General features: G+C 47.1%; 12 protein-coding genes. 3 read left to right on the forward strand and 9 right to left on the reverse strand.

Features of this window, described 5'->3' with window-relative positions; translation table 11 throughout:
- Positions 1–20: 20 nt before the first annotated feature.
- The 8 genes from B5D42_RS10945 to B5D42_RS10980 are packed head-to-tail and all read right to left on the reverse strand — an operon-like array spanning position 21 to position 12788.
- Positions 21–1496, reverse strand: coding sequence for an MFS transporter (locus tag B5D42_RS10945; RefSeq protein ID WP_078831544.1), 1476 nt, complete (start codon positions 1494–1496; stop codon positions 21–23).
- Positions 1497–1541: 45 nt separating this feature from the next.
- On the reverse strand, positions 1542–2411 hold the full coding sequence (locus B5D42_RS10950) for an alpha/beta hydrolase (RefSeq protein ID WP_078831545.1): 870 nt from the start codon (positions 2409–2411) through the stop codon (positions 1542–1544).
- A 13-nt stretch (positions 2412–2424) separates the two neighbouring features.
- Positions 2425–2763: a cupin domain-containing protein gene (locus B5D42_RS10955; RefSeq protein WP_078831546.1), complete on the reverse strand. Its 339-nt coding sequence runs from the start codon at positions 2761–2763 to the stop codon at positions 2425–2427.
- A gap of 6 nt (positions 2764–2769) precedes the next feature.
- Complete coding sequence (locus B5D42_RS10960; protein WP_078831547.1) at positions 2770–4887, reverse strand: heparinase II/III domain-containing protein; 2118 nt, start codon at positions 4885–4887, stop codon at positions 2770–2772.
- A gap of 5 nt (positions 4888–4892) precedes the next feature.
- The gene (locus tag B5D42_RS10965) at positions 4893–7187 is read right to left on the reverse strand and encodes a chondroitinase-B domain-containing protein (protein WP_245825652.1); all 2295 of its coding nucleotides are present in this window, start codon (positions 7185–7187) and stop codon (positions 4893–4895) included.
- 18 nt (positions 7188–7205) lie between these two features.
- The gene (locus B5D42_RS10970; protein ID WP_078831549.1) at positions 7206–8750 is read right to left on the reverse strand and encodes a RagB/SusD family nutrient uptake outer membrane protein; all 1545 of its coding nucleotides are present in this window, start codon (positions 8748–8750) and stop codon (positions 7206–7208) included.
- An 18-nt stretch (positions 8751–8768) separates the two neighbouring features.
- A complete protein-coding gene (locus B5D42_RS10975) occupies positions 8769–11984 on the reverse strand; it encodes a SusC/RagA family TonB-linked outer membrane protein (RefSeq protein ID WP_078831550.1) in 3216 nt (1071 codons plus the stop codon).
- A gap of 57 nt (positions 11985–12041) precedes the next feature.
- Entirely contained in the window at positions 12042–12788 is a 747-nt protein-coding gene (locus tag B5D42_RS10980; RefSeq protein ID WP_078831551.1) for a FadR/GntR family transcriptional regulator, read from the reverse strand.
- A gap of 163 nt (positions 12789–12951) precedes the next feature.
- Here B5D42_RS10980 and B5D42_RS10985 point away from each other — a divergent pair, with 163 nt between their 5' ends.
- Positions 12952–13638, forward strand: coding sequence for a DUF1345 domain-containing protein (locus tag B5D42_RS10985; protein WP_139367112.1), 687 nt, complete (start codon positions 12952–12954; stop codon positions 13636–13638).
- A gap of 2 nt (positions 13639–13640) precedes the next feature.
- Here the strand turns inward: B5D42_RS10985 and B5D42_RS10990 are convergent, their stop codons facing one another.
- Positions 13641–14306 (reverse strand): GDSL-type esterase/lipase family protein, encoded by a 666-nt coding sequence (locus B5D42_RS10990; protein WP_078831552.1) that lies wholly within the window; start codon positions 14304–14306, stop codon positions 13641–13643.
- Positions 14307–14526: 220 nt separating this feature from the next.
- On the opposite strand from B5D42_RS10990, the gene B5D42_RS10995 reads away from it, so the two are divergent.
- On the forward strand, positions 14527–14976 hold the full coding sequence (locus B5D42_RS10995) for a hypothetical protein (RefSeq protein WP_078831553.1): 450 nt from the start codon (positions 14527–14529) through the stop codon (positions 14974–14976).
- Between the two features lie 525 nt (positions 14977–15501).
- On the forward strand, positions 15502–15981 hold the full coding sequence (locus tag B5D42_RS11000) for a hypothetical protein (protein WP_078831554.1): 480 nt from the start codon (positions 15502–15504) through the stop codon (positions 15979–15981).
- Positions 15982–15992 lie beyond the last annotated feature (11 nt).

Genomic DNA, 15992 nt, shown 5'->3' on the forward strand with positions numbered 1-15992 from the left:
TATGTATTTAAGAATGATTATCAGTTTTGTTTTCTTTCGCGAAAGATAAATACAGATGCGATAGATAACGGCACCAGCAATGCCCCCATCACAAAAAATAAAATCCAGTTATTATTGCTGGTAATATAGGGCACCAGGAACATAGTCAGTATCGTTCCGAGTACTGCAGCAGCGCCACCCAGACCGGCCAGTGAGCCGATCGTTTTACCTGAATGGTAATCGCTTGGCAGCGTCTGGATATTCACGATCGCAAACTGGAAACCTCCCAGGATAAACGACATGATCACAACTGCCACCAATGCCGTTCCGGCAAAAGCAGCCGCGATCATGGCAGGCAGTGTAATAGCTGCCCCGGTAAGAATCGCTGTACGCCTTGCTGTATGCACCGGCTTTCCTTTACGGATCAGATACCCGGAAAACCAGCCACCAGCAATAGCCCCGATCGCTGCACCCACATAGGGTACCCACGCGGAGAAGGCAACCTGCTTGATATCGAGCTTGAAACGGCTGCTCAGATAAATAGGCAGCCACGCCACAAACATCCACCAGATCGGGTCAAGGAAAAATCGACCAAGTATCACGCCGTAACTTTTCCGGTCGCGGAGCAGTGCACCCCAGCTCCGGGCTTTATCGTGTACCGCCACGGTATCCGGCTGCCCGGAAAGAATATACTCTTTTTCTTCTTCAGTGATCCACGGGTGATCTGCCGGTTTACTTTTGTTAATGATCAGCCATGGAATGATCCAGATAATACCGAGTGAACCTACGATCACAAATGTTTTCTGCCATCCGAACGCGATGAACAGCATGGAAATGATCACCGGTGCAAGAATATTACCTACAGACCCGCCTGCACCGAATAAACCCTGCGCAAATGCCCGTTCTTTTACCGGGAACCATTCTGCATTCGACTTTACAGTGCCTGGCCATGGCCCCGCTTCTCCCAAACCAAGCAGTACCCTGAAAAAACTAAGCGATGCCACACCTCTTGCCAGTGAAGTAAGCATATCCGCCGTACCCCATACCAGGGCCGACATGATAAATCCCTTGCGCGTTCCGATCTGGTCATAGATCTTACCGGATACCAGCTGACTGATACCATACGCTACCATGAAAAACATGTAGATGTACGAATACAGTTTTTTCAGTTTATCATCTGTTACTTCCTGCGGATCATTTTCATTTACAAGTCCCAGACCGTAAGCAATACCACCTTTCTTCACATACTGTATATCGCCATCCGGCAGAACCATAACTGATTTTTCAGACACCTGCTGAATGCTGCTGTCGGCATGATGCAATGTATAGCGCGCCGTAAATGCATCATAGTAAGCATAAGGCAATGCGGGCATCGGTTCCTGTTCCTGCACCAACGCATACTTAACCTTGAGATTGGCCACCCACATGTAGTTCAGCGTGCCCCTGTCGAGATAATTGATAATGGTGATCAGCACCACAAGCCCAAGTACCCACCATCGTAACCCTTTTACTTTCATAAGCCGGACGTTTTCTTTTGTAGCTGCAACAATTAATATCCAGGATCACAATCCATAACTTTTAAGAAAAGCCATGATCGCATTATTCACTTCACGATTTTTCTCCTGCGGGAAATTACCGTGCAGCCCTCCTTCTACCGTAATGAATTTAACCGGCGCACCTGCTTCCAGGTATTTTTTATGAAGCGCTACAGATTGTTCATAAGGAATTCTCGGATCAGCATCACCATGTATGATAATAGTGGGCGGACTGCTCTTCTTCACATAATACACAGGCGAAACAGACTGTACTTTAGCCGGATCTTTGGTATAATCACCGAGCCAGTTCATTTCGGATTTATATTTTTCGATTCCCGGAAAAGCAAAATCCGCAAGCCCGTATTTATCCACGATCGCAGCGATCGTGAAATCGTTCACATTTTTGTACTCGCCATCGAAGCGATGATCTTTCTGCAAAAGGCCGCCCATTAAAGCGAGATGGCCACCGGCACTGCCGCCCATCATCACAATCTTATGCGGATCGATATTCAGTTCCTTTGCATGTTTCACCACATACAGCAATGCAGCACGCACATCTTCTACCGCAGCCGGTGCGGGAGCAACCTGAACAAGGCGGTACTCTACGTTCACAACGGCATAACCCTGTTTGAAAAAAGATGCAAAACCGGTTTGAGATTCTTTGGTGCCATGGTTCCAGCCTCCACCATGTATATTGAATACAACAGGCGTAGGTTTGGACGCTTTGGGATTGAAGTAAATATCCTCACGTCCTTCCCAGCCATTTACCCGCGAATAAATCACATCGATTCGGGCTTCATAGCCTGCGGGATATTCCACTTTTTTGATCACTGTATCCTGCTGGGCCGACAGGCTGATGCAGGCGAGAAGTAATAAGATTGTTGTTATCTGTTTCATAAGGTCTGTTTGATCATTTTAAGAAATCTTCCCTGTGCGGACTGAATGCATCGATCAGCATACCCGCTTCCAGGCAAACGCAGCCATGCATTACATGCGGGGGAACATAATAACCATCCCCTTTACGGATAATCTTTTTTTCATCACCGATAGTCATTTCAAAAACGCCACTGTCAACATAAGTCACCTGGCTGTGCATATGCTGGTGTAATACACCTACAGCGCCTGCATCAAACTTTGCCTTTACCAGCATCAGTGTTTCATCATAACCGAATACCTGGCGGTGGATGCCGTTACCCAGGTCCTCCCATGGCATTTCATTTTCAAACAGGAATTCATTACTGCGTATCATATTGATTTATTTGATCGTGATAAATTCATCCTTACTGTTATAGCGGATCGTTACAGTGTAAAGACGCTTATTGTATTCGAAAGAAAAAACAGTGCTGTCCGGCGTATCAGTCAACATGCGGATATTCCTGGCCGCCGGCATAAATCCTGTTGTAAATTCTGCCACAGGATTGGTTTTACCATGCGGCTCTGTGATACTTACAAAACTGCGATCGGTTGCTTCCGCAGAAAGCATATATGCTTTTTCGCTACGGAGGTTGAATTCAGGGTCATTCGCGCCACAGGTAATGAAATTAACTTTCAGTGAAGTGTCCGACAAAAACGTGGTTGTATAGAATTTGTTGTTATTCAGGAAAGTGACTGCCCCGTTTGCAATGCCCGGCTTTCCTTCCGCGTTGAGCCAGATATGCTGGTAACCATCTTTATCACCAAGTGGTAATAACTGCGTGGCATTTGCCCTGTATGCGAAATTGATATTGGTGATATGTCCGGTATACCAGAAAGGCAGATCATAGCGGTGTTTGTCTGAGGATGTTGCCTTGAATATATCCAGCAGCAGCGCTCCCGCAGCACCATCTGGTTTAAAAAGAACGGCAGTGCGCAGCAATTTTACGCCTTTATAGGCATGCTCTTCAACAGCGCTTACCACCTGCAGGGTTTTACCGGCATTGAAATAAACGAGCTGCGGGCTGAATTTAGAGGCTTCGTCCATTTTACCGCCAAACTGGTTTTGCCTGTCCACTACCAGTGTATTATGCGCCACTGTAGCTTTCCCCCAGGCATCATTCTCTTTTGTATAACCGCCACCGTTTTTTGTTTCCACATTGAGGAAGCGGACAGCACCGTAATCATTCAGCACTTCTGTATTATTATCATAGAAGAGAACGTTCAACCGATCGAAATGACCGTGGCCCATTCCCTGTGATGCAGCTTTCATTACAACACAGGTCTGGTCTTTATTGGAACCGCTGCGCAGGATGCCGATACCACCTTCCTTACCATTGCTGCCGTCGCTGATCCACATCGGTGTGTACACAAAAGGAGTAGCAAGATCAGCAGCAACAGCTTTGGCCACCTTCAATCCCGCATCACTAACGATCACCCTGTTCTGTTGACGGGCTATATCCAGCAATTCATTTCCTGATCCGAAATCACTGTAAGCAATATCAACTGCATAGACCAGCTCTTCACTTTCATAGGTTTTATCCTTCATTGCATCGTTCAAAGGAAAGAATGCCTTATTGGTATAAGTACATTGCAAACTTGTATTGACCGCTTTTTTCAACACGCCGTTCCTGTAATCATAGATATTGAGTTCAGGCTGGTACTGGCGGATCGCTTTTGCGAATACCATGAAGGGGAGAATAGCATAACGCTGGTAATAAGGCCCTTCCGTATAATAACCATCAGGGGAGAACAGCTGATCCAATTGAGCGAGAAAGCCTGTCTTGCCATCTTTGGCAGTTCCGCGCAATGCGAGATCCACCCATTCTTTGCGGCCGCAGACATAGCCCGCCATGCCTACCGCAGCAACATTCCAGGTAGCGTGATTATGGATAAGGTTAAACACTTTCGAGTTTACTACGCTCATCTCATTGACCATCTCTGCAAAAAGATCGGTTTCTATTTTGTTACGGTCTGCTGCACTCAGCGCATCGTACACACAATCATAACCCTGGATCATATATACGCCCCAGACAGCATCGTTCAGGTTCTGCCAGAAGATCTTGCCGCCCGGCTCCTGCCTGCGTTTAGGGTGGCGCGGCCAACGCTTATATTCTGCTGCATATTTAAGCAGCATGTCTTTTACATAATCTGCATACTTTTTTTCACCCGTGATCTGGTATGCAGTTCCGCATGCCAGCACATACTGGTAATTCTTCTTATGCTGCTCGTGTGTAACACCACCGCCGCCATCGGCCGGAACAGGAACCACTATAGGGTTTAACAGCGCCTTATCCGCATCCGCTTTCACTTCACGGAATGAGGAAGCGAGCAACGGGTATTTATCAATCCCTGCACGGATCTCCGATACGCCTTTCCTGGTCAGCATCAGCGATGGATGCTGCGCGAATGCGATTACGGAACAAAGCCCGCCCATGATTAAAAAAACGATCTTTTTCATCTTATTTATTTAATACCGACCGCACCGCCATCGGAAGCTTTATTCTTTAATTGTGAGCCTGCAGGGAGTTGTAACTTTTCATCATTCTTCACGAACATAGGATTGAGCTTACTGTTATTCTTCCCCATCAGGCGGCCATAGAAGCTTTGTACCCTGCCGGCTTCATAAAAATTGCAATGGTCAACTTTGATATCATCCCAGCCCATCTCTTCAAACCAGATACTCCGGCCACCCTGTCCGCTATGGTTGAATATGCTGTTGGTGATCCTTGCATATTGCACACCCAGAAGTTTGACCACGCAGCCCTGCTCACGGTTTTCAACGTTATTAAAAATACAGTGATCTATCGTTACAAACGGGCCGGTAGTGCTTTCATCATTCCCGCCCCTGTAAATATTGATAGCACCGGCAAGCATATCCGTAAAAATACAATTACGTATAATTACGTTCTCTGCATTATAGATTCCCTTATCGTCCCTTTCGGCAGAAAGATCAATTGCCGCACCGCTCATATTGCGGAACAGGCAATTTTCGAAAACAAGGCTGTCGGCGAATGTCCCCTTTGCGGCTTTAAAACTCGCGTAACTGCTTTCGTTGAAATTATAGAATTCACAATCCTTCACTACCAGCTGGTAATGTCTGTTCATATTCTTAGCAGCAGGCACAATCGCAGACTGTGCATCGCCAAAGCTCTGCCAGGCGCTGTTGAATGAGATGCCGGAAACCGTAAGACTGCCACCATTCTCAATAATAATAAACGCGGGGAGTGACTTTTCTCCTACATGTACGAGCTCGGTCCGCGTATCAGCCCTGATCGTGATCTTCTTATCTACTTTGAGCGATGCATCCATTTCATAACGGCCGCCACCGGTAAGCAGGATCACATCATTAACGCCTGCTCCGGCAACAATAGCCGGCAATTGCTTGCTTTGTTCTGGTTTCACTGTGATCGTTTTGCCCGCAGGTTCAGCCGCTGCTTCCGTTCTGAAATAAGCAGCGCCCACTTTTCTTTTATCCACATAACCCACTTTTGCCAGGTCGGCCCCCACGCTGGTATCGGCAGGATATGTCAATTGCATACCATTCCATTCAACCTGCCGGGTTTTTATCTTTGCGAATCCTTTCGGGGCTGTAACAGCATCGGTGCCGTTATTTTTAATGATCATCCCGCCGTCATTATTCAGATCTTCATACAGTGGTCCTTTCTTCACGGAGATATAATTACCGCTGAACAGCACGTTTTCCGGCGCAGCAGTTCTTTCATTATCCTTACCGGCGCCGAATACGATCGCTGCACAATCAATAAAACTGTTACGGCTGATCGTTGAGTTTTTCACCTGGAAATAACGGTTGATCTGTGAATTGGGCACGCCGTTCAGTACCCCCAATGCAGATCGGAACCTGACACCGGCGGCATTCAGCACCAGGTTATGGGTCACGGTCTGATCCGGATTGATCACACGGATACCACCTGTAAAAGGTTTTCCGTTACCCAGGAACAGGTTGCCGGTTACCACGTTATGATCGCCATGCCTGAGTACCAGTCCGCCTTCACATTCGAAGAACGTGTTCATGGATACCGTGTTATAGCAGCTTTTGATCGAGATGATCTCTACCTCGCCATTCACTTTCTCGAAATAATTATGTTCGATGATCGTATTCGAGGGAGTCAGCGAATAGCGCGATACCCCTACCCTGATCTCTTCACCGCCATTCGAGCCAAGCACTGATCTGCGGTAAAAATGATTACTGTCGATCCGGTGAAAATTACGCTGGCTTCGCTCATCGTTCAGCTCTACAATGAGTGTGGTGCCGATGTTCAGTTTGTCGCCGATCGTACAGTGATCCATCCGGTTTCGCTTGCCCCAGAATACGATCCAGCTGTCGCTCGTAAACCGGTCCGGCTTGCTGAAATCCTCAATCACGCAATTCGTGATCCTGCAATCATTTGCCAGCAACTGATCGTTTTTCCTGAATTCCACAACAGGACCGGCCTGCGTAAAACCGTTCGTGAAACGCAGTCCGCGAACTTCCAGGTGATCTCCTGCAAAACGAAGCGAAGAGTTGCCGGTGAGCTTTACGGCACCGGCCTCTTCGGCCTCTATCACAATCGGGGATCCGGGGGTACCTTTTGCTTCAAACAGAATCACTGTATTGTTCCATTCACCTTTGGCCATTACGATCCTGCTCCCAGGTGTTGCTTTCCTGATCGCATTGTCGAGCTCAGCCTGATTACGGACAGGCTGCGCTTCGGCCGAGATTACCAGGAACAAACAAATATGTAAAATCAGTTTACGCATAATCATTTATTCAAAAGATCAGTAGCCAGGGTTTTGTGCAATTTTCAATTGTGTATTGTTGTCGATCTCTCTTTGCGGGATCGGCAGGATCAGCTTATTCGCCACCACGGCTCCCTGCAGCTCGGCAAGTGTAAGCGCAGGTGCTGTGTAAAGCTTGTAATGGGCATTGTATTCGTTCGCGAAGTGATCTTTCATCCGCTGCTCCGCTTTGATGGTGGTAAGCGTGGTGTTGAAACGGACAAGATCAAACCAGCGCTGGTTTTCGAATGCAAATTCCAGTCTGCGTTCGTTCGCTAATAATTGTTCAAAATCTGCAATGTTACCAGGCCCCGGATTAACCACGGGTAATGATCTTGCCCGCACCTGGTTGATCAGCGATATACTGTTCGGCACAAAACCCTGTGCTTCTGCAAGCATCAGCAGGATATCGGCAAAACGCAATACCGGCCAGTCGTTCTCCGCATCGTCAGCCACCGCAACAGTTGATACATATTTCTTCACATATAGTTTTGCTGCTGTGCCACTGCCATATACTCCGATGCTGACAGCCCTGCGTGCATCCGTGCTGATAAATGCAGTATCGATTTCAGCAGTCGGATAATTCAGGCCTTTTCCATCTCCGTTCACTACAGCCGAACCACTGCTCAGCGGTGCAAATGCATTGGCAAATGGTGAGCCCAGCCCTATACCGCCAGCCTTATAACGCACTGCAAAGATGATCTCTGAGTTCATTTCATTGGAAACCGAAAATACATTGGCATAAGTTCCCTGCAGTGAATAACCACTGTTGGTCATCACATCCTGCAGCAATGGAATGGCATCTGACTTACGGTTCATCGTCAGATAAACTTTTGCAAGCAACCCTTTTGCAGCCCAGCTGTTGGCCTTGCCGATATCGCCTGCCGCCATCAAAGTAAATTTGGTATTGATACCATTGGCTGCTGCGGCTTTCATATCCGCTTCTATCAGCTTATATATATCCGCTACAGATGCACGGTTCATTGTCTTTGCTTCGGCCGGAGAGATCGGGTCTGTTACCAGGAACACTCCGCCGAACAAGCGAACCAGATTGAAGTAATGATATCCGCGGATGAACAACGCTTCTGCCGCAAGTTTTTTCCTGTCGCCATCTGCGATCGGTATATTGATCGCATTGAAGTTGATCGTTCCTGCCGCCGCATCATAGCTCACACCTAACTTCTGCAGTACCAGATTCACATTATGGATATTGTTGTATGTAGCCAGCCAGTAAGTATAAATAGCCGCATGCGACGTGCTGGGTACAAACATGTCAAGATCACTCAGATCCCGGTTGGTTGAAGCCGTACTGCCGGGCACTCCCTGCTTGGTATTATCGCTGCGCAGTTCGGTAAACTGCCATTCGGAAGCCATCGGTTTCTGCAGTCCGTTATAACAACCGGTAAGTGCAGCACGCACTTCTTCCAGGTTGGAATAGTAGGTTCCGGTGTTGAGGTTCGACTGCGGATAAAGATCTATCACTTTATTGCATGCGGTCATCGCTATGCAAAAAAGAAGGATGATATATTGATGATAACGTTTCATTGTCTTTTCATTTGAGGATTAGAAGTTGATATCAAGTCCGAACAGCACTGTTCTCGGCATCGGGAAGCTTCCGCGCTGGTAGCCGTCTACAAGTGGTGTCGCATAAGGACCGGTATTGAACCTTGCTTCAGGATTGATACCCCTGTAATTCTTCGCCGACTGGAAGAACAGGTTCTGCGCCGAGAAATAAACACGGAGCGAGCTGAGATGAGCTGCTTTCGCAACAGATTTCGGCAATGTATAACCAATGATCACTTCACGCAATGCATAATAAGACGCATCTTCAATCACATAATCGGTTAGCATCCAGTTGAACCCAACAGTTGAATAAGGCGTTTTGCCATCTCCCGGATACAAAGGACTCAGCCATCGGTTGGTGTTATAATTCCTGTTGTAGCGCTTGGTTTCATTATAGTTCGGATCGCCGTTCACCAGCTTGCCGCCCTGTACGCCCTGAATGGTAAAGCTCAGGTCGAAAGATTTGTAGTTAAGATTGTTGGTGATACCATAAGTAAAGTCAGGATAAGGCGAACCTAATGTGGTGCGGTCCTTATCATCGATCACATTATCACCGTTCAGATCAACCAGCTTCAGGCCGCCCGGCACAAACAAGTTGCTGAGGTTGCTGGTCAGCCCTTTTGCCTTGGCGTCATTGATCTGCGCCTGTGAAAGCCATACGCCGTCTGTTTTGTAACCATAATACTGGATCAGCGGATCACCTACGCGGTTCATATAAAGCTCGGTACGCTCGCCCTGGTTCAGCAGGTAAGCTTCGCTGCCCAGTTCAAGTACTTTGTTCTTATTGAATGCGATATTGGCTGTGGTGGTCCATTTGAAATTTTTGGTAGTGATATTGTTCGATGTCACTTCAATCTCAAGCCCCTTGTTCTGCAGGCTTCCTATGTTGTTCCAGCTGAGCGGCACACCTGTGAAAGCCATGGCGGATTGCTGCAGCAGCAGGCGGTCAGTTTTAGACTGGTACATATCCACTGAAAGACTGATGCGGTTACGGAAAAGGGCAAGGTCGAGACCGAAGTTGTACTGGAATGTTCTTTCCCAGGTAACATCAGGATTGGAAAGTATGGTGGTAGAAGGAGCCTGACCGGAAGTTACAGTTCCCGTACCGGTACCGAAAGGATAATTGGCAGCATACAGCAGGTCAACGAATGCAAAATCCGTAATCCTGTTATTACCTGTAGCACCGTAGCTGCCGCGGAGTTTCAGCCTGCTGATCCATTCAACATCCTGCAGGAATTTTTCTTCGGAGGCAACCCAGCCAAGCGACAATGAAGGGAATGAGCCCCATTTCTTACCCGGCGCAAAATAGGAGCTTCCGTCTGAACGGTAGCTGGCAGACACCAGGTATTTATTGGCATAACTATAGCTGATACGGCCCAGGTAAGACAACAACCCGATCTGGTTCTTTGTATTGTAAGAATTGGCTTTATCGATCTGCAGTGCAGTATTCAGGGTAGTGATATTGTCGCTGGGGTAATCGAGACCGGTGATCTGCTCATCGCGGATCATGGTCTTCTGTGCTGTAAAACCAGCCAGCACATTGAATGAATGTTCTTTGATCTTCTTGTTATACGTGAACGTATTTTCACTGAGCAGATCTATGTACATGCGGTTGTTGTATATGCCTTTACTTACCACACCATCGTTGCTGGAGTTCTTTTTGGCGAAATCAAGACCGGTGGTATAATTCACATAAGAACTTGCCATTGATTTGAAATCGAGACCCGGCAGGATATTCACGGTAAGATCAGCAGAACCCTGCACTCTGTATTCATTGGAAGTGATGGTACGTGTTTCCATGATGGACTTAGGTGTATTGTTCGCCGTAGCAAAAGGATCGGACGCAGCAGTATTCACCCAGTTGCTGCCATCAGGCATCAGGCCGCTGTATACACGCCCGTTGAAGTGACGCGCCTGTGCAAAATCACCAGGCTTTATATTTGCCCATTGCGTTACCTGGTTTGCAAATGCAGCTGTTGCATCGGTATGGTATACCGGCAGGTAAGACATAAAGCGCACAAAATCGATATAGTTCACAGAAGGCCTTTCTCTTTTTGCATAAGAAGGGTTCAGGTTAATGGAAAGTTTCACACGTTTGCTTAACTGTGCATCGACCCTTGTACGGATGCTGTATTTGCCATAATCGCTGTGATACATCATTCCTTCATCTTTCTGGTAAGCACCGGAGATGAAGTACTGGATCTCTTTTTTACCACCAGATGCATTCAGCTGAATGTTTTGCACCTTGCCGGTACGTAAAGCCTGCGATTGCCAGTCGGTCGGCTTACCACCCATCAGTGTATTCTCTATCACGTAAGCAGCTCTTTCGGCGGCTGTTGCAATGGCGTTACCAGTTGGAGCGGTAATACTTGGATCCGTTGCTTTCAGCGCAGCTTCGTCGAACAGCATCTTGGTATATTCCGTAACACTCATCATCGGGTATCTTTCATACGCAGATTTGGCGCCCGATGAGAATTTAAAATTGTATTTTGTTTTTTCCGCTTTACCGCTCTTTGTTGTTACCAGTATCACACCACTCGCACCACGTGAACCATAGATCGCTGAAGATGCGGCGTCTTTAAGCACTTCCACCGATTCCACATCGGCCATGTTCACATAGGCAAGACCGTCGGGAACAGGTTGTCCGTCTACCACTACCAGCGGATCTGCGCCTGCATTGATAGAACTCAGACCACGAACGCGGATCTTTGGCGCAGAGCCTGCTTCCGAAGAAGTGTTCTGCACCTGCACACCGGCAATCTTACCCTGTAATGCCTGGTCGAGCCGCGATACAGGTGTTTCATCCAGCCTGTCGTTCTTGTACTTCGAGATCGCACCGGTCAGATGCGATTTACGCTGCGTACCATAACCCACCACAACTACGTCTTCAGAAGTGGCTGCTACAGTAACAAGCGATACCGACAGGCGCTGGTCTGCGTTGATCTTGTATTCTTTGCTCTCAAAGCCGATATAGCCGATCACGAGCGACTGACCTTTATCCACTTTGATGGAAAAATTACCGGCCGAATCAGTTGTTCCGCCTTTGCCGGTTTCTTTAATGGTAATGCTGGCGCCTGATAATGGCAGGCTTGTTTCTGCCGATATTACTTTACCGGCTACAGTCAGTTTAGGCTGCTGGGCTATTCCTGCGAGACAGGAAAACAGCAGCAGGGGCAGAAGAAAGAGACTTCTCCCGGGGGTTAAGGCAATTTTCATAAGGGCAATCTTTAGTTATGGTGAATTAGTCGTTATAGCAATCTTTAATGGCCTGCATTAAAACTCAAGCACATCTTTATTGTTCATGAATTGTTGTTTACTGGCGCGGAGTATTTTGTCGAGGTGTGTGGCCATGGCCAGTTCCGCAGCTTTGACATCCTGCCGGATGATGGCATCAAGGATATCTTCATGCTGTTTCATCGCCATTGTTTCAAGGTCGCGCTTGCAGACATCCGTTTCGATCTTATAACGGATGATGTCCGGCGAAAGGATCAGCACCATCGATTCTATCGCGGTGTTCTTTGTAGCTTTCGCTATTTTGATATGGAACAGCATGTCCTCTTCCGCACCTTCCTGACCCTGCGCGATCTTTTCGTTGTAATCGTTTACAGCCGCTTTCAGTTCGCGGATATCGTCTTCACTTCTTCTTTCCGCTGCGAGCCTGGCCGAAGTCATTTCCATATAATACCGCGCTTCGATCAGGGAACCGAAATCGTCTTTGTTGATCTTGATGATATCGCTGATGATACTGTCGAGGATCTTGATACCGTACCCTGCCACGTAAGTACCACTCTGGGGAGATGTTTTCAGCAGACCGTAGAATTCCAGTTTCATGATCGCTTCGCGGACATAACTGCGGCCCACGCCGAATCGTTCGGAAAGCAGGCGTTCGGAAGGAAGCCGGTCGCCAGGTTTCAGCTGGCCTGAAGTGATCAGTTGTTTGAGCTGACGGATGATCTTGTCTGAAGGACTTTCAATCTGAATAGCCTTAATGTTCTCAAAAACGTCGTTTACAATTTCCATATGGCAATAAATTAGCAATTGGTCACCCAATAATTGGTTAACCAATTATTGGGTGACCAATATTACCCAGCTTTATCCAGATCGCCAAATAATTTGTGCCTGACTAACAGGATTTTAATCCCGGCTATTCAAAAAAGCGTAATTTCTGGTTCTAATTACAGTTATGCAGCGAGGAGGTAAACGGGAACCGGGCAATATTTTTCTGAGGATGCATCCGCTTCAGCGCATCCTGATCTCTGTGATCCTGGCGGGAATAGCAGGCTGGCTCACCAGGAAGGGAGATTTCCAGGCGGGACTTGTGCTGATCTTTTCCTGGAGCGCTTTTGCTTTTTCGTATCTCGTTACTACCTGGATTGTGATCTTTACACGCACACCGGCCATGATCAGGGCCCATGCCAAAGAAGAAGATGGCAGCCGCATGATTGTGTTTGCGCTGGTATTGCTCGGCTCTTTCGGAAGCCTGTTCACGGTACTGGAGCTGATTGTTTCCGACCAGGGCAATACATCACAAACACTGACCATTCTTTCAGCCGTGGGCGGCATGCTGCTTTCGTGGGCAATGGTGCACACCATTTTCACTATTCATTACGGGTACCTGTATTATAACAAACCGGATGCGGCTGAAAAAAAACAGGCGCCGGCGTTGAATTTCCCCGAAGAGGACAAGCCTGACTATCTTGACTTTGCTTATTTCGCTTTTGTGATCGGCATGACTTTCCAGGTATCTGATGTGGAAGTGCAGACAAAACTGGTAAGGCGGGTTGTATTGCTACACGGGCTGTTATCCTTCCTGCTCAATACTTTCGTGGTGGCGCTTACCATTAATATTATCGCGGGTTTAAAGAACTGATCTTATTTCTCTTTGATCAGTAAAGGTTGTATAAGCTTCTGCCAGATCTTATAACCTTCGGTATTCATATGCAACATATCAGACTTGAACAGCTCAGGCCGGGGTTGTCCTTTGGCATCCAGCATGGGTTTGAACACATCCACAAAAGCCGTATGTGTCTGCTCCTTCAGGTAAGCGCTGATAAGCTCATTGGCACGGATGGCAACGGGCAGGTACTGCACACGTGACGGACTGGGTTTGATAGCGATATATACCACCGGTACATCCGGCAGACGGGAACGGATATGTTCGAATAATTTTTTGAAGCGAAGAAAAATGGTATCTCCGTTCGGCGCTTTGAGTACATCGTTCTCGCCGATATACAGCACGATCTGGCGGGGTTTGTAAGGAACGATGATATCTTCCACATAACGATCGATATCATTGGTAACAGCGCCGCCCACACCACGGTTGATCACCGTGTAATTCCTGAACATAGAACCAAGGTCGGACCAGAGCCTGATGGAAGAACTCCCGGTAAACAGGATTGCGCCCTTCGGCTGGCTGAACATTTTATCGTATTGTTTGATCACCTGGACATCGTCCCAGAAATCAGGTTTATCCTGTGCAACCAGTTTCAGGCTTCCGGATAAAAACAGGATCAACAATAATATGTTCAGCTTTTTCATGCAGGTCTATTTTGCGTAAACTTAAGAACTATCGCTGAAGGAAGCGCGATTTTCCTGTATTTATCCACAGAAGCCCGTTATTGATTCCCGGAGAGGTCCATTAACAGGTTTAACCAAATATTCAACCGCATCGGCAATCCATGCACAACATACCCAGAACCGGGTATATGGCCGGATGCGGCACCGGCTATATTTGACCAATTCAAATTCCGGTCCGATAATGAACGCAAATAAATCTACACTATTCAGCTGCTGTTGTTTTATCATCTCAGCTGCCATTACTGTGTTTTTTATCCTCGGGCGTTTCTGGCTTTATGATCATATCAAGGCGATGTGGCTTTCCGGGATTATTGCACTGGGGAAATGGGCTGCCGCGGTGTTTTCATCCAGGCTCCTGCCACAACAACTGCGGCCTGCGTTTCTTCGTAAGCTGTCCATAACCTCACTCTGGGCGTCGGTGTTATTGCTGAGTTATTACCTCATACCGTTCCTGCCTGTTCATGTGAGCGGTCTGCATCAGCTCATTGTTGCTATCGGATTATCGGTTATTGTGACTGCCGGGCTGCACTATAAAACAGTTGTCTCGCTCCGGCTGCCTCTCCGGTGGTGGTTCGTATGGTTGCTGCTTAGTGGGTTATCCTGGTTGTTGCAATGGCAGTTGATCCTATAATTACATGTGGTTATCGGATAGTTTTAAGCAGCCACATGAGTGTTCGAACTTCACTCACTTCAGTACTTCTGGTCGCTCAGGCCGCTGGGCCTCGTCTTTGCGCCAACGCTTCTTTGGCTTCTATCAAAATGTGCTGCGCATCATTTTTGATTGCCTGGGCTCCGCCTGGCACCGAACCCAAAGAGGCGTCTCTGCAAAGACTGGTAGGATTTATTAAATAATTATAGTTTCTGACAATCGATTCAGGTAAGATTATTGCAGATCTTACGGATATACGAAGAAAACTACCGTTATACACCGGGAAAACATATCCGTAATCACCACGGGTTTAGCGTAAATAAAACGGTATTAATTGCGCAATAAAACGGTATTTTACTATCATATTCACAACAATAGATTTGATCCATATTATATTACGTATTTTCTTTTAACATAATTTCATATAAATCAATTTATTACGAAGTTTTTATTCCTGATCACGCAAGTAGCTTGGGCTGATTAAATCATCCCATAAAAGCTATCTTTATGACAACCACAACTGTTATCAATCACGGTAAAAAAGTTAACACAAAACACGTAGACGAACTCATCAGGAATTACAAAAAAGAAAGATGGATCCACAACAGCAACAAACTGGGTAAAGAAGATGCTTTGAGTACCTGGTACGGACTGGAAGAACTGGAAGCCTTTATTGCGGAAGCCAGGGAACATGGTGCTGACGGCATTAAAATGTACTACGGTGTTTACGCAGCAGATTTCGCGGGTGATCCGGTTTTCCAGGGCAGGCAGACGGTGGTACTGGTTGCAACAAAACAAAAAACCTCCGCGGCTGGTATTCCTGCGAACAAAGACATTTATATCCAGGGCGAAACAGGATCTGAGATCCTGGCCTTTAATTACGGAAGTCTTTGCCCGCCTTATTGCGGCACCATCGGCGATGATGGTGAAATGGGTTCAATCGGCATTTCACTGATCGACAATAAAGAAAATATGATTGTATTCTGATCCCATCAGCT

Origin of the sequence: Sediminibacterium ginsengisoli (assembly GCF_900167075.1) — a bacterium.
GTDB lineage: Bacteria > Bacteroidota > Bacteroidia > Chitinophagales > Chitinophagaceae > Sediminibacterium > Sediminibacterium ginsengisoli.